23 protein-coding genes are annotated in these 21,532 nt (G+C 28.6%); 20 read left to right on the top strand and 3 right to left on the bottom strand.

Features of this window, described 5'->3' with window-relative positions:
• Positions 1-208: 208 nt before the first annotated feature.
• Positions 209-673, top strand: a complete 465-nt coding sequence (locus QEG99_RS03445) for a hypothetical protein (protein WP_280101794.1) — start codon at positions 209-211, stop codon at positions 671-673.
• A 386-nt stretch (positions 674-1,059) separates the two neighbouring features.
• Here QEG99_RS03445 and QEG99_RS03440 read toward each other — a convergent pair whose 3' ends face one another.
• Both QEG99_RS03440 and QEG99_RS03435 read right to left on the bottom strand, forming a co-directional pair.
• Positions 1,060-1,803 (bottom strand): tyrosine-type recombinase/integrase, encoded by a 744-nt coding sequence (locus QEG99_RS03440; protein WP_280101793.1) that lies wholly within the window; start codon positions 1,801-1,803, stop codon positions 1,060-1,062.
• 34 nt (positions 1,804-1,837) lie between these two features.
• Positions 1,838-2,017, bottom strand: a complete 180-nt coding sequence (locus QEG99_RS03435; protein ID WP_280101792.1) for a hypothetical protein — start codon at positions 2,015-2,017, stop codon at positions 1,838-1,840.
• Positions 2,018-3,116: 1,099 nt separating this feature from the next.
• Between QEG99_RS03435 and QEG99_RS03430 the strand changes: the two genes are divergently transcribed.
• The 13 genes from QEG99_RS03430 to QEG99_RS03370 all read left to right on the top strand — a co-directional run bounded on the left by QEG99_RS03430 (position 3,117) and on the right by QEG99_RS03370 (position 15,464).
• Positions 3,117-3,749, top strand: a complete 633-nt coding sequence (locus QEG99_RS03430; protein ID WP_280101791.1) for a hypothetical protein — start codon at positions 3,117-3,119, stop codon at positions 3,747-3,749.
• The gene (locus QEG99_RS03425; RefSeq protein WP_280101790.1) at positions 3,736-5,541 is read left to right on the top strand and encodes a terminase TerL endonuclease subunit; all 1,806 of its coding nucleotides are present in this window, start codon (positions 3,736-3,738) and stop codon (positions 5,539-5,541) included. Before QEG99_RS03430 ends, QEG99_RS03425 begins: the two co-directional genes overlap by 14 nt.
• A gap of 103 nt (positions 5,542-5,644) precedes the next feature.
• The gene (locus QEG99_RS03420; protein ID WP_280101789.1) at positions 5,645-6,946 is read left to right on the top strand and encodes a phage portal protein; all 1,302 of its coding nucleotides are present in this window, start codon (positions 5,645-5,647) and stop codon (positions 6,944-6,946) included.
• Positions 6,939-8,858, top strand: coding sequence for an HK97 family phage prohead protease (locus QEG99_RS03415; RefSeq protein WP_280101788.1), 1,920 nt, complete (start codon positions 6,939-6,941; stop codon positions 8,856-8,858). The genes QEG99_RS03420 and QEG99_RS03415 overlap by 8 nt, the downstream gene beginning before the upstream one ends.
• Before the next feature lie 41 nt (positions 8,859-8,899).
• Entirely contained in the window at positions 8,900-9,232 is a 333-nt protein-coding gene (locus QEG99_RS03410; RefSeq protein WP_280101787.1) for a phage head-tail connector protein, read from the top strand.
• A complete protein-coding gene (locus QEG99_RS03405) occupies positions 9,219-10,784 on the top strand; it encodes a collagen-like protein (protein ID WP_280101786.1) in 1,566 nt (521 codons plus the stop codon). The genes QEG99_RS03410 and QEG99_RS03405 overlap by 14 nt, the downstream gene beginning before the upstream one ends.
• On the top strand, positions 10,785-11,324 hold the full coding sequence (locus QEG99_RS03400) for a hypothetical protein (protein ID WP_280101785.1): 540 nt from the start codon (positions 10,785-10,787) through the stop codon (positions 11,322-11,324).
• 3 nt (positions 11,325-11,327) lie between these two features.
• Positions 11,328-11,774 (top strand): hypothetical protein, encoded by a 447-nt coding sequence (locus tag QEG99_RS03395; protein WP_280101784.1) that lies wholly within the window; start codon positions 11,328-11,330, stop codon positions 11,772-11,774.
• A 31-nt stretch (positions 11,775-11,805) separates the two neighbouring features.
• A complete protein-coding gene (locus QEG99_RS03390; protein WP_280101783.1) occupies positions 11,806-12,243 on the top strand; it encodes a hypothetical protein in 438 nt (145 codons plus the stop codon).
• Positions 12,244-12,250: 7 nt separating this feature from the next.
• Entirely contained in the window at positions 12,251-12,610 is a 360-nt protein-coding gene (locus QEG99_RS03385; protein WP_280101782.1) for a hypothetical protein, read from the top strand.
• Positions 12,607-12,906, top strand: coding sequence for a Gp15 family bacteriophage protein (locus tag QEG99_RS03380; protein WP_318034623.1), 300 nt, complete (start codon positions 12,607-12,609; stop codon positions 12,904-12,906). The genes QEG99_RS03385 and QEG99_RS03380 overlap by 4 nt, the downstream gene beginning before the upstream one ends.
• Positions 12,906-13,829 (top strand): hypothetical protein, encoded by a 924-nt coding sequence (locus QEG99_RS03375; RefSeq protein WP_280101781.1) that lies wholly within the window; start codon positions 12,906-12,908, stop codon positions 13,827-13,829. Before QEG99_RS03380 ends, QEG99_RS03375 begins: the two co-directional genes overlap by 1 nt.
• The gene (locus QEG99_RS03370; protein WP_280101780.1) at positions 13,830-15,464 is read left to right on the top strand and encodes a hypothetical protein; all 1,635 of its coding nucleotides are present in this window, start codon (positions 13,830-13,832) and stop codon (positions 15,462-15,464) included.
• A 20-nt stretch (positions 15,465-15,484) separates the two neighbouring features.
• Here QEG99_RS03370 and QEG99_RS03365 read toward each other — a convergent pair whose 3' ends face one another.
• Complete coding sequence (locus QEG99_RS03365) at positions 15,485-15,955, bottom strand: hypothetical protein (RefSeq protein WP_280101779.1); 471 nt, start codon at positions 15,953-15,955, stop codon at positions 15,485-15,487.
• Between the two features lie 28 nt (positions 15,956-15,983).
• Here QEG99_RS03365 and QEG99_RS03360 point away from each other — a divergent pair, with 28 nt between their 5' ends.
• The 6 genes from QEG99_RS03360 (at position 15,984) to QEG99_RS03335 (ending at position 21,322) form a co-directional block, all read left to right on the top strand.
• Positions 15,984-18,836, top strand: coding sequence for a hypothetical protein (locus QEG99_RS03360; RefSeq protein WP_280101778.1), 2,853 nt, complete (start codon positions 15,984-15,986; stop codon positions 18,834-18,836).
• A 3-nt stretch (positions 18,837-18,839) separates the two neighbouring features.
• A complete protein-coding gene (locus QEG99_RS03355) occupies positions 18,840-19,511 on the top strand; it encodes a hypothetical protein (RefSeq protein WP_280101777.1) in 672 nt (223 codons plus the stop codon).
• A 49-nt stretch (positions 19,512-19,560) separates the two neighbouring features.
• The gene (locus QEG99_RS03350) at positions 19,561-19,944 is read left to right on the top strand and encodes a hypothetical protein (protein ID WP_280101776.1); all 384 of its coding nucleotides are present in this window, start codon (positions 19,561-19,563) and stop codon (positions 19,942-19,944) included.
• A gap of 4 nt (positions 19,945-19,948) precedes the next feature.
• Positions 19,949-20,140: a hypothetical protein gene (locus QEG99_RS03345; protein ID WP_280101775.1), complete on the top strand. Its 192-nt coding sequence runs from the start codon at positions 19,949-19,951 to the stop codon at positions 20,138-20,140.
• 99 nt (positions 20,141-20,239) lie between these two features.
• Positions 20,240-20,722: a hypothetical protein gene (locus QEG99_RS03340; RefSeq protein WP_280101774.1), complete on the top strand. Its 483-nt coding sequence runs from the start codon at positions 20,240-20,242 to the stop codon at positions 20,720-20,722.
• Complete coding sequence (locus QEG99_RS03335) at positions 20,723-21,322, top strand: hypothetical protein (RefSeq protein ID WP_280101773.1); 600 nt, start codon at positions 20,723-20,725, stop codon at positions 21,320-21,322.
• Positions 21,323-21,532 lie beyond the last annotated feature (210 nt).

The following is a 21,532-nucleotide window of genomic DNA, read 5'->3' as shown; positions in this document are numbered from 1 at the left end:
TAGACAAATTTTTTATTGAATGAGTAGCTACTAGTATAAGAAAATAATCAAAGAAGATGATTAATAAAATAACATTATTTACTAATTTAAATGATAAGTCAATTATTTTTTCTATATATAGATATATGCAATTAAACAAACAACAGTATTTGTTTAAATTTTGTTTAAATTTCTTGGTAATTTAATTTTTTTTGATTATGATTATGGTATGATAAAAAAGACAGGTAAAAAAATTAAAACCTCTGAAAAAGAGGCATTAAAAACTTTACATAAATATGAAAATGTTGAGTGAAGTATAGAAGAAAAGGAAGGAGAAAATTGTACAGTTATGGCGTATGCAAATCAATTAAAAACACAAGAAACTGGTGAGAAAAAAATCACACTTAAATCTTTATATAACTTAGTTCTTAATATGCAAAATGTACTTTTAGATGTGCAAAAACAAACTAATGAAAATTCTGCCGATATTAAAGACATTAAAGTTGTTTTAGCACAACACAGCCAAGATATTAAAGAAATCAAAGCAGTTCAAGCGCAACACGGCCAAGATATCAAGGAAATCAAGGTTATTTTGGCAGAGCATAGCCAAGATATTAAAGAAATGAAAGAAGACATTAAAATGTTAAAATCTTTCCACGAAGATGATATTAAAAAATATAAAGATAAAAAGTAATTTAAAATTATTTTAAATAAGATGTAAAAGATATTTAAAACAGAAATAAAAAGAAATTCCAAATTGAAATATAAAGTGCAACACTTAGTAAACCAAAAGAAAAAATAAACAATATGCCAAGAAAAATTTTTAATTGAATGAGTAGTTGTGAATATAAAAAAATAATCAAAGAAAACGATGAATAAAATATCAATTTCCAGAATAAGTTGCTTTACACAACCTTGCATAGTAATTATAACAGTTTTTTAAAACAAGTCAAGAAAATTTTTTTATTTTTTTTAACGACTTGTTAATCATTTTATATTAATTAAAATAATTATAACTTTTTAAATATTTATTTAAATATTTTTTTTTAAAATTTTTTAATATGTAAATTATATTGAAAATTAATCATTCATTAATTTATTATAAATTTTTAAATTCTCCTCGCGAGTTATATGAACATACCTATAAGTTGTTGCTACATCTGAGTGCCCTAGTTGCTGGGAAATTAGTTTAATATCTACACCGCTTTTTAAAAAGTAAGTTGCAAAACTTCTTCTAAGTGAATGTGGTGTCAAATTGTTATTTAAATATTTTTTAATATTTTTACAAATGCTTGCAGATTGAATTTTATTTTTTAATTGCGACTGGTATAAAGTTAAAAGGTTGAAGGTTTTTTTATTGTAAAAAATCTCTCTTTTTTTATTGCCTTTACCAATAACATACAGTTTATTATTTAAGTGACTAAGGTTATTTATTTCGCTTACTCTGATTCCTGTTTGAAATAGAAACCGAATCACTGTTTTCCAAAAAATATCCTTACTACTATCAGTTTTTAAAATCTCGGTTTTTTCCATCAACTCATCTTTGCTTATCACATCACGGAAAACAACATCTAAGTGCTTTAATTTAACTTTTTTTAATTTTTTTATTTTTTCAGTATCTTCTAAAAAATTTAAATAAGATTGATAAACTGCCTTTAGATATCTTTGATAAGTAGCACTATGATTATTATTAATAATTTTTTGTGTAATTTCCTCAAAAGTTAAGTTTTCTACATCTAAAAGTTTTAATGTTTGTTCGTATTTATATATTGTTAATTCTTGCCTATTATATAGCTTTAATTCATCTATAAAGTTTTTAATCATTTTTTAACTTCCTTTTTTATTTTATTATTAATTATTATTTTAAGTTATTTTTTTCGGCAATTGCCGGGTAATTGTTTTTAATAAATTGTTTTAATGCTTTAGTTGTTAATCTAGAAATAACCAGCCCTTGGTCTGCTAAATCTTCAAGACATTTTTTTAATTCATAGTCAATTGTTAAATGTATATTGTATTTAACTTTTTTATTTTCAGACATTTTTTACCTCCTACCAAAAGTATAACTCCAAAGTTTTAAAATGTTATTAAAATAATTAAAATAATTTTTATATTAATAACTATTTAATAAATTAAATAAAAATAAAAAAAATTTAGTGGCAGTTGATTAATCGAGTGGTTTTTTAATTTATTAATGTGGGGGGGTAATCTTGCTTTGGTTATTTTAATTAATTACGATTGTGATTAATTTGGCTGCTAAAACAGCAAGGGGTTAAGGTTTTTCATTTGCTTAGGTTGCTGGTGAATGAGGTTTTTAAAATTAGTTTGCTTGAAGATTTTTGAAGTATGGGGGGGAGTTTAAAAAAATTTGATTATGTTGCTTTAACCCAGGCCGCAAGGTTTTCGTGCATTTTTTGCAGATTTAAAAAATTATTTTGAAAAATCTTGAGGGTTTTAATTTTCTTGATTAGGTTAAAAAGCAAAGTTTCAAAATCAACTACATCTATTTACTTGATATATCTAAAAAAGGGTCAAAAACAATGAAGATGAGACCCCAAATTATGAACGGAAGGGGGGTAAAAATGAAGATGAAGGGGTAAAAAATGAATTTGAAGGGGTAAAAAATGAAAGCAAGGGGGTAAATTAATGAATGCTATTAATTTAATAACCACCGATAATGCCGTTCATATTTTTAGTTATGTCGTTCATATTTTTGCCCTCTCCGTTCATAATTTTGCTCCTTCCGTTCATATTTTTGCCCTCTCCGTTCATAATTTTGCTCCTCATTTTCATTGTTTTAGGGGGTTTTTTGAATATATCAAGTAAATATTTTTATTTATTTTACTCGGAATTTTCCGAGGTTTTTAAAATTCATATATTTTTATAAAAAAAATAAATTAGTTACACACAGGTAAAAGTTTGGATATATTATGGGGTTGTTATATCAAAGAAAATTACAAAAAATAAAAAAATAAAATGAAGTTAAAAAAAATTAATAAATTGAAATCGGGTTTTTTAGCGATAAAATTATTATAAAAATCGGCAAGTAAATATATCAAGTTAAACCATTTTAATACCACTAATAAATTTAAATTTTATTTTTTTCATTTAGTTGGTATAATCAAAATAACGGAGGAGAGTTGTTTAAAAATATTGACGAAGTTGAAAAATTAAAAAGTGAATTAAATAAAATTGCGGACAATCATTTAAACTATGAAGATTTTACAGTTCAGTTAACTTTGTCCGCTATTGATAATATTTTGACAAAATTAAAAGAGTTGGAAAATTTAGTCAGCCAGTGGAAAAATAAGATCAAACCTAGCAGGTTAAAAGTTTTAAAAAATGAACTAAATTACTTACATAATCAAATTGAAGAAAGCAAGGAAAAAATTGAAAAAAATAACGAAATGTTAAATTTGCCAATACTTGCTGACATTTCGCCCGAAAGTCCTACCAATCTTTATTATTTTTATACAAACATAAACAACCTAACAATTGCATACATGAAAATACTTGACAAGTTGTATAAACGGTTTGAGCAAGTTTCAAGCGAATACGAAAACTTAAAAAATGACAATAATTTCTACATTTTTGATGAAAAGGGTAAACTTATTGATAAAAAAATCGATTTAGATTCATATTATGAAAAAATACAACTGCATATTCGTGCTAATTTGCAGGTGCAAATTTCGAAGGAACAACTTAAAAAAATAATTTTAGAAAATGAGCAAAGTAAAAACATTGCGGAAGTGGAGGACAATGACGATTTTTAGATCTAAAACTTGAGAGAATGTTAAAAACTTTATTAATAACCTTAAACCGCAAGAAATTGACCCACCAACTGCTTATGCTATAAAAACATTTAATAAAAATAATATTAGTTCAAAAATGGTGCTTTATGCTTGTGCTAGGCATCTACTATTTTTATACCGTCAAGCAACTGAACCTGATTTTCCATTTATCTACTTAAAAGAAAAATATCAAGCAATTGAAAAATTTGCAAGTAAAATCATCATACCCGAAATAAATAAACCTTTTATCTTCACCGACTTCAGGCAATTTATTAGCGGTTTTGTATTTGGTTGAGTTTATAAATCTGATAAAAATAAACTAATAACCAAGGAGATTTTTGATGTTGAAGCGAGAAAGCAGTGAAAAAGCAGCTTTTGGGCAATGATAGCCCTCGCGACTTCTTTGGGACTTTTAAAAGATGGTAAACCAGAAGTTTACTTTTGTGGGCCGCATAAGGATTCTAGTAAAATACCCTACAATATGGCGGTAAATTATATAAAAAAAAGCCCATACCTTCGCCCTAGGTTTGAAAAGAATAACAGCATCAGAATAGTAAGCAGAAAAAACGGCGAAATTAAAGCCCTACCGTTTGACAAGGCGGGACTTGAAGGTAAAAACCCTTCGCTAGTCATTTTAACCGAATACCACTTGCATAAAAGCGATGAAATGCAAGAATCAGCTTTAACTAGTAGAAATCTTTCTCGCCCTAATCAATTGATCGTTTATGACACTACCAAGGGGAATAATTTAAATAGCCCGTGCTATTTTAGGGAAAAAGATTACAAAACTTTTTTAACTGAACAAATACTTGAACCCGAAACAATTCACCCAAACTATTCAATTTTTTTATTTTGTGCCGAACTAGATGAAGAGGATTTGGAAAATTGAAAAGATTTTAAACTATGAAAAAAAGCAAATCCTGGCTTGGATATAACTGTGGGGCTAGAAGATTTAAAAAAAGAGTTAGCGGCTATTACCTCTTCGGTTGCTGAAGCAGAATTCAAAGCCAAGCGGTTGGGAATTTGAGTTTCTTCTGCTTTTGCTTATTTTAATTTTGACGAAATAGAAGCCAGTCAAAAAGCAAATAAAAATTTTATTGAAAATTATTTACAAAATAACGATTTAAAAAATTTAACGGGTATTATTGGAGTGGATTTATCGAGCACCAACGATACGACCGCCATTGTCATGAATTGAGAAATTCCAACCGATGAGGGCGATAATATTCAAGTATTTAAAGCCCATTTTTTTATCCCTGAAAATGCGATAGCCAAAAAAGAGATAAGCGACGGAGCACGATACAGGGAGTGAGTTAAAAATGGCTATCTAACAATTTCAAAAGGTAAGGTAGTGGATTATTATTTAATTACTGACAAAGTCAAAGAGTGAAAACAACTTTATAACATTAGTGCACTTTTATACGACCCCTGAAGATTTTTCCCGATTAAAGAGCATTTTTTAAAAAATAATATTTTTTACGAAGACGAGGTAAAGCAAGTTAAGCAAGGAGTTTGATTGAACCCTGCTTTTCAACTTTTTGATATAAAACTAAAAAATAAAAAAATTTATATACTTGATAATAATCAAATGTTAATTAATCACATTTTAAATATTGAAACAAAACAAACAAATAGTGCAAACCAAACCTTTTTTATTAAAAAAATCTCTGAAAATTCTAGAATTGACGGCTTTATGGCACTTTTAAACACTCTGAGCGAAAGACATAATTACGAAAGTATTGAGCAAAGCGGTTTTTTTGATATAATCAAGTAAATATGGTATAATTTAGACATATAACAATTAATAAATAACAAACAAGACAAAGAGGAAAAAACTTTTACAAGAACAAAACCACAATTTAATTTAAAGGTGGTTAATGACTTTAAAAGACAAAATCAAAAACTTTTTTAAATTAAAAAAAATTGATAATAATCACAATTATCAAGATTTTAACATTCCGTTAAATTTTAATTTTTCAAGTTCTACAATTAGAACATTAAGTGAGCACGAGTTTTTGACTTTTGGTTTGTGTGTTCGTGCTTTTCAATTAATAGCGAATGATATAGGTAAGGTTAATTTTAGGCATATTAAATACAACGAAAACGAAGAGGGGGAAACAATTTTAAACTCGCCGATTTCTAAGTTATTAAATAAAAAAATTAATGATAATTTAACACCGTGAGAATTTAAAAAAATTATTATATGGAATTTATTAATCTACGGAGTTGCTCCCATTTATAAGATATTTAACGAAAACGGAGAGGTTGAAGAATTAGCACCAATTTACCCCAATTATATTTATAAAGTTGAAGAAAGTGGCAAACTTTTTTACATTTTAAAGCGGAATGGAAAAGAACTTTTAAAATTTAATGATTTTGAAATCATTTGAATAGAATTTGAGCAAGTAAAGGGCTTTGATAATGTTAACATTCGTTCACTGTTTCAATCTACAATCTCCAAGATAAAAGAAAACGAACTGGCAATGATGAATGCAATAAAAAACGATATTTCTTACAGTGCTTTTATAAAAATCAAAGACACTACCAATAAGCAACAACGAGAGCAAGCAAATCTAGCACTTAAGGAAATGATCGAAAACCATAAGCGAAGCGGTTCCTTTGCTGTTGTATTAGATGACAAGTGAGATTTGGGAAAGGCCTCCGATATTGTTAACATGCGAATCGATTTTCAAACCAGAAACAGCATAGGGAGAGAATTTGCTGCAAGTTTAGGCATACCACCGAGCAAGTTGGGAATTGATGACCCCAATAAATACAATTCATCAGCTGAATTAAATAAGGACTATGTCGATAATGCTTTAAAACCGATTTTAATAAATATTTGTCAAAAGTTAAGTTTCTCACTTTTAAAAAATGAAAATGAAGAAATAACATTCAAACCCTTGGACTTGCTAAAACTGGACATTAAAACAATTCAAGAGTTTGCTTCTAGTGCTATTAATAACGGTTATGCGACTGCTAACGAAATAAGGGCTTTAATTGGTTTAGATAAACATCCCGACGGCGATAAACTTCTAATTAATTCCACATTAATACCGATTACAGCAATTAACAATCAGTTTTTAAATCAAAGTAATGACCAAGATAAAAAGGGGAGTAATGAAGTTTATTCAACCGATGAAAATGAAACTATAAAAAAGGGAGGTGATGATGGATAAGTTGTTTTACTTTTCGGCTAATAATTTAAAAATTTATAAACCCGAAGAGAAAAAAAGACACATAGAATTAACAATTCAATTAAATAGTTGAAGCCCTATCTATGAATCGAATGGATTTAAATACAGGGAGAAAATTGCGATCGATGCTTTTGATAAATATAAACCAATTGAAGAGCAATCAATAAGCTCATATTTGGATCATAAAATGTCAATAGAGCACCTTTTAGCAAGCACCAAAAATAAAAGTATGAAAGTTATAAAAGAGGGTGAAAAAATTGTCGCTACCATTGAGGTAAATGAAAATGACAAACAATTAAAAAGGGTTGCCGATTTAATCGAGCAAGGAGTTATAGAAAGTAATTCCTTTATATTTAAAACGGGTAAAAATGGACTTGAAACCAGAGAAATAAAAAACGATAAAAATCTAGATTATGAGTTCATTTACACAGAAGCCGAATTGATAAGCATCGACCCCGTTTATGCTGGTTTTTATCCGCAAGATAGATGTCGGGTTTATGATAAAAATAGCGATAAAATAACCCCAGATATTTTACAACTTATTAAAAACGAAGAGGAGGGCGAAAAAATGGAGAAATATAAAAAAGAAGAGGAAGAAAATAAACCAAATAAAGAAAAGTCAGAAGACCAAGAAAATGAACAACAAGAAGAACAAAAAGAAAATAAGGAAGTTAAAAATCTTGATTTGTCTGAATTAAATAAATTAATTGAAGAATTTAAACAATTACTAGAAACCAATCAAGAACACAGAGTTATCAAATTAGAAAAGGAGGTCCAAAATATGGACGAAAAATTAAAAATAATTAAACAAGCTGAAGAAAGTTCGGAAAATTTTGAAAATGATTTTATAAATTTAAGAAAGAAAGCAAAAGAGGGAGTAAAATTATCACAAAGGGAACAAGTAAGATTCTTCAATTCTCAATTGTCTTATTTAGATGATGTTAGAGTTATAGAAACTAAACTAGCGTGCCCTGTAAAAATAGATCTTAATAAAAGGAGTTTAGACGGAACGACTGACTTAAAAGGTTTAGCTTTAGTTGAAACACTAGATATGCCTGGAATAATTTCAGAGTGAAACATTGTATTTCCTGAATTAAATCAATTAGCCCAAAGACATCCGCTTGAGGGTTTAAATTTTGTTAGAAAGGCGGTCTTTATAGGTTCTCAGTCAGCGATCGAACCAATAGCCGAAGGAGCGGAATCAACACCATTGCACAATCAAACTTTTACAGTTGGTTTATCGCCAATTAGATGATCTACCGTCTCATCACAAAACAATGCTTTAACAAGAGGGCCAGAACTTTGAGACAAACAGATCCAAGATGCTAAAGAATCGATTTACAAGGGAATACGAAACAGATTTTATAAAAGTTTATTCCAACACGCGGATACTCCTATGCCTACAAACGGATCATATGAGGGCGGTCTAACACAAGAGGCAAAAATCTTAACAGCTGAAACAGGTAAATTTGATTTTGATGACATTAATAAATTAATTGAAAATACAAAGTCAAGATACGGGACCGATATAACTTCTCGTTTCGTTATTGTTATGCACCCAGATACATTAAACCATTTAACACGAGAATTTGTAAAGGGACAAAGAAACCCGGGATTTATTAACTTGTATTATACTGATAAAAGCAAAACAGCTTACAGAGGTGTAGAAATTATTACTTCAGATTCTTATCCAGATTCAACAATTGAAAGTGGTAAAAAACTTGCAGTTATTTTCGACAGACAATCGATCGTTGCTTACGGTTTAACTTTAACAGTTGCAACCGACCCTTATAAAGATATGTCGAGAGATATTACAAACACCTATGTTTCCACTCGTGGCGAAGTTAAATTAATTGACCCGCATGTTAATAGCCGTTTTATTGAAGTAAAATAAAAAAGTTTTACTTCTTTTTTAATATTTTAGAAAATTTAAAAATGTTTTTAAGCGAAACAATTTTTGAGTGGCTAGAACAATTAAAAAGTAATTTAGCAATTGCAGACAACGAGCGGGATGAGTTATTACTTGACTATATTGAAATAGCAAGGAAGAACATTTGAACACAATACTACGAACTTGAGTTAAATGAAAGTGAAGAAGTCCCCGAACTTCACAAATGGAGCCAAGATTTAAAAACTAAATTAGCCACCTTGCACCTTGCTGCGATTTATGTTTCAAATCCCGACATAAACATGGAAACAAGTGGCTTAATTGACAGCCGTATGATATTCAGAATACTAGGAGACAGGATCAACTATGGCAAGAAATAACAGAATCAATAGTCGCAATTATAAAGAACCCTTTTTAATTGTAAAAGTTAAGCAAGAAAATAGCCACGGCTTAAATCTTTCAACTTTTTATTACCACAAATTAATTTACGGCTCAATTATGCGGGCAAAAGATTTGAGCACAGATTCAACCTCAAGGGTGGAAAGTGAAAAAATCAGCATTAAAATTTTAAAAACTGTTTGAAGTGTTGAAATTAATGATCTTATTATTCGAGCTAATAAAATTTTTAACATTGTTTCGGTTGATGTTGACCAATTCAATATTCAAGAACAAAAAATAGAAGCAGTTTTTTTAAGTAATTTACAAGACAACCAACAACTTGCAAACTATTTAAAAAATGTTGAAGAGTTAAAAGAGGTTGAAAAAAATGTCACTAATTTTTTAACAATTGATCAATTTAATAATGAAAAAAATCAAATGGAGCAAAATTTTAACAATCTTTTAAATTTAAAACAAAATAGTTTAAATGAAAATCAATTAAATAATTTACAAATGAACCACAATGACTTTGCAACAAATGATAATTTAAACACAATAAAAAACAACTTAACGAATGAATTTAATAAAAATATTAAAGTTATTAATCAGGAAGTAGAAAAATTAAAAAATGTTGAACCTAAATTATTAAAACAAATAAATTTAAAGCAAAATAATTTAACAGAAAGTCAGTTAGACAATATTAATTTAAATCACGATAATTATTTAAATATTGATACTTTTAACAATTTTAAAAACGAGGTAAATAATAAAATAATTGTTGTCGAAAATAAAGTTCCCGACCTTTTAAATGAAATTGAAGAAAACAAGCAGGAGTTAGAAACTGTTAAAGTTGATTTATCAAATTTATCAAACAAACTAACAGAAGAGAATTTTTTAAATTCAATTAAAGGAGAAAAAGGGGACAAGGGAGAACAAGGAGAAAGAGGGGAAAAAGGAGAAAAGGGCGATAAGGGCGACGGTTTTGATTCCGCTCAACTAAAAAACGAAATCATTAAGGTGGTAAATAGTTTTGCGGTGGATTTAGGTAGTTGTTATGATATGTATAAGGAAATTGATTTAATTAGAATTAAAAAAATCCCACAAATTCAATGAAGTAATGACAATCAAAACATTGAAAAGAGTTTCGCAATTAATATTTCAGAACTTCTTTTAAAAGCATATATAGCACAAATTAAAAGAACGGGAGAAAATAAAGTTCAGTTTATTGAAGATTTATACACAATAATAAAAGATAGCGGCTATAGGTTGACATATGCTAACTTTAGGGAAACTTTTACAGGAAACTCAACTTTTGACAATCGTCCTAACAGTTGATTCAGAATTGACCTAGGCAGAAACTACGGAGCTGATGAAATTGAGCCAAATAGTCAGGCGATTAAAGGCAAAATATTAGAATGATTAGACAACTTGCCACAATTACCAAATTACGAAAATATAGCACACTATAAACACTGCACCGTGCGACTAAGATCCCCGCAGGAAGCGGAAAAATTCGTTCATGCAGAAGCACCAATAAGAAGGAGGGGGAACTAAATGGATCCGACACTTGAAGTAGATAAAAGCGACATTGAGGCAGTTTTTAATTATTTTGAAAAAAAACTCGGTGGTAAAAGCAACTTGCTTAATGCCCTACATAGTAAGGAATCGAATAAATATATTCGGCAAAATTGAATTAACCCAATTTTAACACTTGCAAAACAATACACACCCGACGGGAATTTTAATCAAAACTATAAAAGAAAATCAGGAAGAGAACCACTTCAAAAAGCAATGCGAATTAAAAGCAAATCAAATAAAAAAATACTTTCGATTATTTATTGGGTTGGAGTATTTCCTAAAGGGTCGCCTACATCTAGAAAACACAGAATAAACGACGAGTATTACCCTGTAATTAAAGGCTCAAGACTTGCAAGTTCAAAAAATAATCATGTAATTAAATTTAAATACTCTAAATCATCTGCTTTACATGATGGAGTGTGAAAAGCGAAAGAAAATGTCTATCGTAATCTAAATAATTTTTTGAATGATTTTGGCAATAATATCATATTAAAAAAAATAGTTGAAGGAGTTTAAAGAATGACAAAAGAAAACAAAATCGCTTTAAATATTTATCAATATTTAAAAAATAAAATCAAATTACTGCCCCACTTTTGGTTTCAAGTTGTAGAAGATAACGGAAACTATAACGATGCAATGTTGTTCATTTTAGAACCTGCCAAAAGTTTCGATCTATATTTGGACGATAATTTTAAACGTGTTCAATTTAGCACCCATTTAATCAGCAATAAAAATAATCACGGGCTACAATTAGAAATGTTTAAAAAAATAATAAAAGAAGTTCAAAAAATTAGCGAACTTGATGACTGGTGAATCAGATTAAAATCAATAAACGGGGTAATTTGTGAAAAGGGGCGAGATTATTCAGATAGAATTCAAGCAGAATCTCCCTCGTTTAACTTAGACAGTCAAACCTATAATTTTAAAATTGAATTACTGCTTGAAGGAAAGGAACTAAATGTTTAAAACAAACGCACACAATAAAATTTTTATAGCAATGAATCCGAATGGTTCAACAGAAGCGGAAAAAAACTTTCAGGAAATTAAGTTTATGACTGATTTGCATAATAATACCTCTCATAAAATTGAAAAGCGAGAGTATTACCATAATAAAGGAGAAACAACAAGCAGGGTAGTGGGTAAAGAACAATCGTTAAGCATTGAAGTAGATCTAACCCTTTCACTTCCTTCTCATAGATATTTATTCGATTTATTTGTTTCGTCTGCTGACGATTTAAATAACCAATATATGCGATTAGAATTACATGCAATTAACCGCGAGGATAATAAGTACGCAATTATAATGGGTAAATGTATGATTAAATTTAATGACGGTATTCCTAGCGGAAAACCTACCGAAATCACCAAAATGAAACTTGATATCGCCCCTCAAGATTATACTTGGGTTTATGAAGATCGTGAGTACACAGGATAATTAAACTATGGCAACAATAAAATTAAATGAATTAATTGAATTGGAAGATAAAGTAACTCTAGAGTTTAATAATTTGACTTATGAATTAGATCAAAGTTTCCAGTCAGTTCTAAAATTTGAGCAATTTCAAAAAGATAATCCCGACTTTGAAGATATTAAAGCAGATAAAACACTTGAATTTTTATCCATATTTTTAAACGATAGGGCGGAGGATTTTCATAATAATGTTATTAAAAAATTAACTTTAAAAAATAGTCAAAAAATTTTAAAAGAGATTGTGTTAGTTTGACTAGATAGAACAGTCGGTAGCGAACAAATTAAAAAAATAAGCGACCAAGAAAATAAAAAAAAAGTAATAGAAAATTAATCAGTTTTAACGATGATTTAAATTTTATAATTGTAGCATTTAAAAAAACATATAACATCAATTACCAGGAGTTGTTAAAAATGCCTGTTAAATTATTTTTAATTTATTTAGCTGAATTAAATGAAGATACAACAATGGCGAAATTAATGTTATATAGAAGTTTAGATAATAATCAACTAACAAAAGAACAACTTGCATTAAAAAATGCCTATAGAATAGAAGGGCAAGATTCAAGAGACGAACAATTTGAAAGTTTTTTCAATTTTATGAAAAGAAGAATCGAACGGGGGAAATAATGGCAGCTGGAAAAGTGGCGATCAAAATAGGAATAGAAAAGGCGAAAAATTTTTCAAGTCAAACCGATAAAATACGAAGAGAATTCTTTTTTATTTGAAAAGATTTAAAAAGTAGTTTGTCAGTGGGTAAATTGTCTTCCCTATTATTTCAGGGTATGAACGATGCAATTGAAGAATATAAAGTCAAAGCAAGACAGGCAGCGAATTTGACAGAGTTGGGTTTTAATTCCTCAGTTATGGAAAACCTTCAAGATATGGCGGACAAGTTTGAACAAATTGGCTATAATGCTGAACAGGCCACAGATATTTTTACCCAATTTCTAGCAACGGGAAAAGCCACAACCCTTCAAGGTATTGGGATTTATTTAGATAGTAATACAAAAAGCATTTTGACAAATGCAAGTGCCCAAGAGCGACTAAATTGAATTATGAAAAACGGCAATCATTTACTAAAGTCCCAAAGTGATGCAATGCCTGAAAATATTAAGGCAATGATACAAATGAAAAAAGCGTCAGATGATGTTAAAAAGGCACTAGGTTCATCTTTTTCCAACACACTTACTTCAATTATTAACTTGTTCGGTGGTGTTAATAATGCTATGAAAATGGCTATCGTTGCTTTTACTGCTTATAAAATGGCGATGATTGTCGGGAATGTTATGATCGGTATTTCTAAGGCGATCGCGGTTGGAACTGTTTTTTCCGCTCCTGTGGCTATAGGAATGGGTGCAGCTGCACTTGCTGCCTTGGGAGTTATGGGGGCGATGGCTGGAATAGCATACAACTCTATAGGGTCGGAATCTAGCACAGCACAAACAAGCAATAGTCCAACTGTAACCAATGTCATTCAATTGGAAGTAACAGAAGATAGATTCGGCAAGGAAATTATCGAAAAAAACGGAAATAATAACGGTAGGGTATAAATGAATATAAAAGAGTTAAAAGGTGATTTAAAACTAGTTATAAACGGTGATGACAATTGATTTTTTAACAATACAATTAAATTTAATTATCATGTTACCAATTATTCTAAAATAATAATCGATCATGTAATTCACAAGGAAATGGTCGATTCAAATTTACAAACAATTAACCACCCCTATCTGTCAAATGTTGACACTTTTGCCCTAGCGACTTTATTGAGTAATAATAAGCCAATTTTTACAGGCATTATAACAACACAAGGGCGATACTCTTTAAAACCTAATACAATAAAGGACAAAAGTATAGAAATCGTTGACATTAGGTTTATTTTGAGCAAGATGTCACCCACTGACATAACTTTTGAAAATGTCTCACCATTAGAGGCATTAAATGACTTTATAGCAAGTTTAAACGAACCAAAAATAAAAGTCGGTAAAGCATCTTTTTCAGATAATTCTAAAATTACAGCATACGACACCACAAGTAAAAGCCCGTATTCAATTTTAAAAGACATAATCGCCGTTCAATCTAAAAGTTTTTTATATTTTTCACAAGATGAGCAGGGTAATTTATTAATTAACTATATGTCAAACTATGACTTTGAAAATTTAGAACCGATTGAATTAAATAAAAATACAATTGAAAATTATTTTATTGAGGACATAAAAATTGAAGAACATACCGACAACTATTTTAATAAATTAAGATTAGAAAGCGAAAACATAATCTCAAATACTCCAACACAAGATTATTTTATTCTAAATAATGCTTTAAAAAGTGTTTGACTTTCTGAACCCTTTGGCCTTAATATTGAAAATAAACAGGAATTTAAAAACTTTTATTATTTTCTAGATAGACCTGAACAAAAAAACAACTTGGAAATTGTTAGCAAGCAAGAATATACAGAGGGTAAAAATTATCATTTATATTACCAGCAAGACAGCAGGGAACTAGTTTTAAACCCTGACTGGGAAAAGGAAAACGTTGCAATTTATTTTAACTATTATTCAAAAAATCGTCAAGCGATTACATTGGAAAACACTAGCGAAATAAATCGCCTTCATTTATTAAATGGCTTTAAAGGTGATATCTTTAGATATGATAAGAATAACGACATTTCAACATTTACTGATTTATTTAGGCATACACAAAATAAACTGGATATAAATTCACATTTTACAAAAGAATTAAAAATCAAATGCGACAGGGCTTTTTTAAATTTAGGTGATTTTATTAATTTAGATTTTAATCAACCAAAATTTGACGGTAAATATGTAGTGATCGGCTTTAGTGGCGACTATTTAGCTGCTAGCCAAAGAATTACGGTCAATTATGTTTTACGAAACACATTCAATTCTGACACTTTAATCAATTTTTACGACAGTCAAGATTATAAAATCAACCCATTAATTCCCGACGAATTAAATGAAGTTTATAAATATATTGACAAAACAAAACTAAAAATTTGAAGCGAATTAAAAACAATTAATAAAAATATGCTTCAACTCGAACTAATTAAAAAAAATAAATTGCCCGCCCCTCTTCCTTATACACACAAATTATTTATTGATTATAAAACTCCATTAAATAATTTAAAAAAAGATATTGAGGAGCTGGAAACGTATGAGAGATAAAAAAAACACCTTTAAGGTGTCTATCTTCTTACCAACTTCCACTTTAAAGTTAAAAACTTGTATTTGTTATTAATTGATAAAGCAATTCCAAAACTTGAAAGAATTAAAAGAATTGAAAAAATAGCAGTGAATCAATTTTTTGCAGTCGTTAAATAGTTGTTAAATTCGTTTCAACCGCTATGATCGGCAAAGTTTGACACATCTGCCTCGGTAAAATTGTTTTCAATTGGCTCTAAAACATTTTTATAAAAATCGTCAAAGTTAAATTTATCCGAGTGTAACTGAGATAACTGGCCTAACGCCTTGCTATAAAGCTGTAAAAAATTTTGACCAACCTTCGAAGATTTGGCTATCTTACTACTTTCATAATCAGGGTTAAAATATTCATAAATTGAATTGTATTTAACATTTGCCAAAATCAATAAAATCAAACAAATTAAAAATAATATAAGTGAAAAAGTTAGGTAAAATATTCATTTTTTATCTTTCATAATAAAAATTATAACAAAAAGGAGCAAAATGAACATTAATAAAAGTAAAATCGAAAACACACCCAAGTGATTGATAGCATTTTTTACATATATCACATCACCAGAGAGTGAAAGACATAAGATCTATAAAAATAAAAGTTTAATAGAAACCGAAAGTACTTACGAACCAGATTTAAATTATTTTGAAAACTTTAGACAAGGTGAAAAAGCAAACTTTATTAATTTAGATTATGAAAATGCTTTTTTAAAATTTCTTGAATTTAAACCGACAATTGCTACAGATGAAAAAGAACTAATACTTTTAAAAGAAGTTATAAAAAACAGTAATTTAAAAAATTCATTCGCTAACAAGCACCGACTTTTAAAGTTTTATCATTTTAATTATAAAAATGAGGTTTATTATTTCATTGAGGTTATTACTAATTTTTTAACAAACAAAGAGAAACGATCTTTTATTTTTGCCGATACTCTTAACAATGAAAAATTACCAGAATTTATTGAAGTTAAATTATTACGAAGCGGTTATTTAGCTGCCTTTACAAAAATAAAACAAGTTAATAATTCATATAAATTTTATATAATGAAATTTAGCGACATAATGAGTAATTTAAGTTATAACAGCGATAAATTTAACGTTATTTTTAAAAAAGAACTCGTGGACAGCAACGAAGTTAAAGACCCTGTAAATTGGTTTAATAATTATAAATTAATTGATATAAATGAAAATTATACAAATGGTAATTTATTAGATGTAGTTGTCTATTTAGAAAATCAACGAATTTGATACGGCCAAATAGACAGTGATGTCATTAATCATCAAAAAGCAGTTTGAAAATATAACCAAAATATTAAATATAATCAAAGCCCTAACGATTTAAAAGTTGATAAAGTTAAGAACATAAAAGTCAGCACAATGACCAAGCGAATAAATGAAAAAGATGTCTTTTATGGCAACATTAATGTAGCAACACAAAAGGGAAGCCAAAGTACTCAAGGAAATAAAACTTATACATTTACTTCCAAAAATAAAGGCGAATCATACAAGTGGCTAACCAATGGACTTAAACCGCTTTTTATTAATACTAAAACAAATAAATTTAAACGAGATAAAATAAGCGAAGAAACTTCTCCGGGTAGTAAGCCATATACAAAAGACACAAGGACAAACGACTTACCCTATCAGTTATTTGAAGAAATAGGAACAGCATTTTCCCCACTTTTAAAAACTAACCCCGCCCCTGTAATTGATTCATACCGTTTTAATTTAAAAGTTAAATTATCGTTTGCTATTAGTGGACACATTTTAAAAAGCGATTGACAAACTTTAGAAACTTCTAGAGAGGAATGGTATATATATGAATCCCAATCAGATTTATGAAAAAACTCACCAAGTCCAAAAATAATTACAGTTGAAAAAAGTTTTTCAGTTAGTTTTGAACAATTAAAACAATTTTTAAACCCTAATACTAACGGTAATTTTAAAATTTCTGTAAATAATGATACAAGTCCAAAAATACAGATACATTTAAAAAATGTTTTAGTCGGAGAAATAGAAAACAATGATCTAAAAAGATTAATGACTTGAAATATTTACAGTGCTGAATTTAGTTGGGACATTTTTGTGCAAGCAACTTTTAGCGAAATTGAAAGAAGCACGGATACCGCCTTTAAAATCGCGATAAGAGAAGAGGAAACGGGTGGTAGTTTAATTTTTGAAAGGGACAAAGAAGTAAGCGAAATTCAAGACAGTAAAAAAGCGATTGTTTTAAGTAATAACGAAATATATACACCTATAAAAATAAATGGAATTTGGTATCTTTATTTATTTGATAACTCTTCAAACATCGGCGAAAATAATCAAATTGTAAAAAGTCAAGCGGTTAAAGTCGGTTTATTTGATATTAATACCGAGGAAGTTGATTTGATTTCAGTAAGAGAAGAACCGCTATCTAGACCAATTTTATTAAATGTAGTTAATTTGAATACAATCAGATTTTTTTACAAGCAAGCAGATAGCCAAAACTCTAAAAATTGAATCGACATTAAGTTGTCAAATGGATATCACTTTAACCGGGATTACCTTTTTGCTTTTAAAGAACATAACATAATTAAAGTTTTATTTTTTGACAATTTTAACAACTACGGGTTTTTAAATATTAAATACGACGGTAAACCTTATTCACTAAATAATTACCCTTATTTATTTACTTACTTCCCCGAATTTAATACAATAAAAGAAGCATACAATCTTTCAACTGTTGAAAGTAATAAACTAATTTACAACAATCAAATAAAGGACATAATTCAAAATAAAAACACCCTAACAATTTCATCGCTGATTGATAATACTACTTTAAATAATTATGGCGATAGTAAGCAGGCGAAAAAATTAAGCATATTAGATAATAACGGGAACGAAGTTTTTGACATTGATTTAAATTTAAATAAAAGTAATTTAGATAACTTCCAAGTTAATTCACATATTAAATTTACCTGAAATATTTACAACGAAAACGGAGAAGCAACGGAGGATCAAAATAAAGCAATTGACTATGCTTCTTTATACTTGGACAGTTCAAACATTGACAAATTTTTAAGGAATCAAATTAAATTTGATTTTACAAGAAACGGCAAAACAATTACCGAGTATGGAAATATAAATCAAAAAGCGATCAGGATAGAAGAAAAAACTTTAATAATAGACATATTTTTCTCGTTAAGACCCGAACCAAATGTTAGCAAGTTAATTAATAATGTTTGTATTGGTAATAAACAGCAAAATAATTGAATAAAACTACCGATCGAATTATCTTTATCAGGAACAGAAACCCAAGGGGTAGGAATGTTTTTCGCTTATACACTAGAATACGAGGAGGAGTAAAAAATGGCTAGAATTTTATACAAAGATAAAAGAAACTTTACAAATACTATTTACGACGAGGAAGAAAAAAGAGAAATGGTTAGTGCTGAAGATATGAACGAAATTAAAACCGTTGTAAATCAAAATGTAAACGAAATAGAAACAATTAAAAGAAGTTCGAACAATCTGAGCAATGAAATTAATTCAATTAATCAAAGAATTAACAGATCTCAAGTAATTAGATACCATACACTTTATAACAATGTTGAACGAACTGTAAAACAAGCAAACCACCGAGACCGTTCAAATACTAACTCAATAACTATCCCCTTTTCTGCTTTTGTTTTAAATCCTGGGGAGTATGTTGATTATTATATTCTAGCGATTACTCCGCAATTGAATAGAAGTTGGGACGATTTTGGAAGTGAGTTTATAAATTCAACGGTTAGGTTTATTATTGAACCAAATGAACGAAGTAGGGATACGGGTGTTTTTAGTGATAGATTAAGAGAAACTCAAAGTTTAACAACAATAGCTGAAACCGGTCGGGATCATACTGTAATTACTTTTTCAATAAATGCCGAAAGTAGCGGGCTTCATTTAAAAATTTATGAAAGCATAATCAACAGTGGAAGCCCTCAATTGGACGGTATTAAGATTAAATACTCATTAATTGCGAAAATTGTAAAATTATAGTTAATATTTAATTAATTAAATATTATAATTATATTGAAAGGGGGTAAAATTGATAGTAGGGCTTATTATTTTCATAATGTCATCATTGTCGGCACCTGTTGAAAGATTAGCGGAATTATTTCCCAATATTAGCGAAGTAGAAGTGTTAAACAAAATTTACCAAAGCGGGGCTTATTCATATTTTGACACTTTAGGAGTTAAAAAAACAATTGCCTACATTTTCTTAGGAATTGAAGCAGTAATAGAGTTTATGGCATTTTTAAAGTTCTTGCCGTTTTATTTATCAAGAAGATTCGAAAGGTTAAGAAATCAGCCGATGTTTGAAAATGAGGTTATTAAGGCAATAAAATACAAAATTGACAACAATATTGAACTAAATAGAAGAGAGATTAAGTTTTATAATAAGAAGTTAAAAAAATTTAAAGGAGATTAAATAAATGAAAAAATTTAATAAAAAAATTACACTTTTAACAAGTGCATCGCTTGTTGTTGCTTTAACTGTTCCAACTGTTATCAGTTGTAAAAAAACTAATAGTAAAAATGCAATTACAATTTTAAAAAATAAATTTAAAAATAAAAATGAGAATCCAGAACAACCGCAACAATCGGAAAATAAAAAAACAGAATAGGGGTTATGTGTGTATCGTTGATTAGAAAAATTATCAAACAGGCAAAAATTAATTTTATTTATTTTGTCATTAATAACCTTTTTATTATGTTTGTCGTTAATGATTTCAGGGCTGGCACACGACGGTTATAATAAATTTGCTAAAGTATTTTTTTATTATGAGGATCGTCTTGTTCAAGATGATAGGTGAAAGGTATTTCTTGAATATGCTAAAAAATCAAACATTGACCCCGAACATATTGAAAAATTAAGGGAGATTTTTGGCGACAGTTTAATTATTCAAGTAGAAAAGCAAAACACTCTCGGGTTTTCATTTTTCACCTTTTCTATGATTGCTTTAATGTTTATTGCTTTCTCGTTTATGTCTTCGCTTACTTTTGTAACATTTAAAGAATTTGAAGTCCGTTTAACTTCACTTTACCACAACAAGATGTTCAGTAAGGAGGGTTTTGATACTGTTGGGGCTATTATTAACCAAGAGCGAAGCAATTGAATTAAATCAAAAAATGGAACTTTAAAAATTGAAGTATTACAACAAGCACAGCAATCAGAAAAACAAAAAACGGAGGAGGTAAAAAAATAAGTGAACCACTTTTTAGATAAATTCATCATAAAGGGAAGACCGCTAAAAGCAAAACACAAAAAGATCATTACTTTTACATTAATATTTTTGGCATTTGTTGCAATTACATTAACTTTATTATTTTTACCGATTAAAAACGGTTCAACAATTGAAAACATAATCTCAGAGTTTGCTAGCAAGGATTGAAATAGTAAGACAATAATTCAAATTGTTGGAGGTTTATTAACTTGGTTATTAATTGTTTGAAATTTAACGATGCGAATAATGGATACACTGCTTTACAAGAAGAAGAAAAAACTTTTTGAAAGAGAATTAAAATTACACAATGAACTAAACATTTTAGACAACAAGGGGGACAAATTGAAATTAACTTTTAAAGAACACGAAAAATATGTGGAAAACACTTTATCAAAAATTATTACAGCTGCATTAAAATCAGGAACACCATTAAGGGGGGTAATAAATTTTGAAATACGTGAAATTTTAGAAAACTTGCAACTAAAACGAAAAGAAAAAACAATCAAAATTAATGAACTTTTAACAAAATATGGGGTAGATACTCAAAACAAAGATGTTAAAGAGGCATTAAAACAAGTATAAAGGGCATTTAATTGCTCTTTTTAAATTAAATAATATAAAATTACAGAAATAAAAAAAGGGGCGAATTAAACCCCTATTTTTTTAATAATAAAAATTATAAGTCGAATGAACAAAAATTAAATTAAGTAGAAGAGAATTAAACACAAAACTCTTTTGCGGATATTCCGCTTTATAATTATAACATATTTATTTTATTTATAATAAAATAAT

This window comes from Mesomycoplasma lagogenitalium, from assembly GCF_029854295.1.
Taxonomy (GTDB): domain Bacteria; phylum Bacillota_I; class Bacilli_A; order Mycoplasmatales; family Metamycoplasmataceae; genus Mesomycoplasma_A; species Mesomycoplasma_A lagogenitalium.
This window is presented reverse-complemented; position numbering and strand designations above follow the sequence as displayed.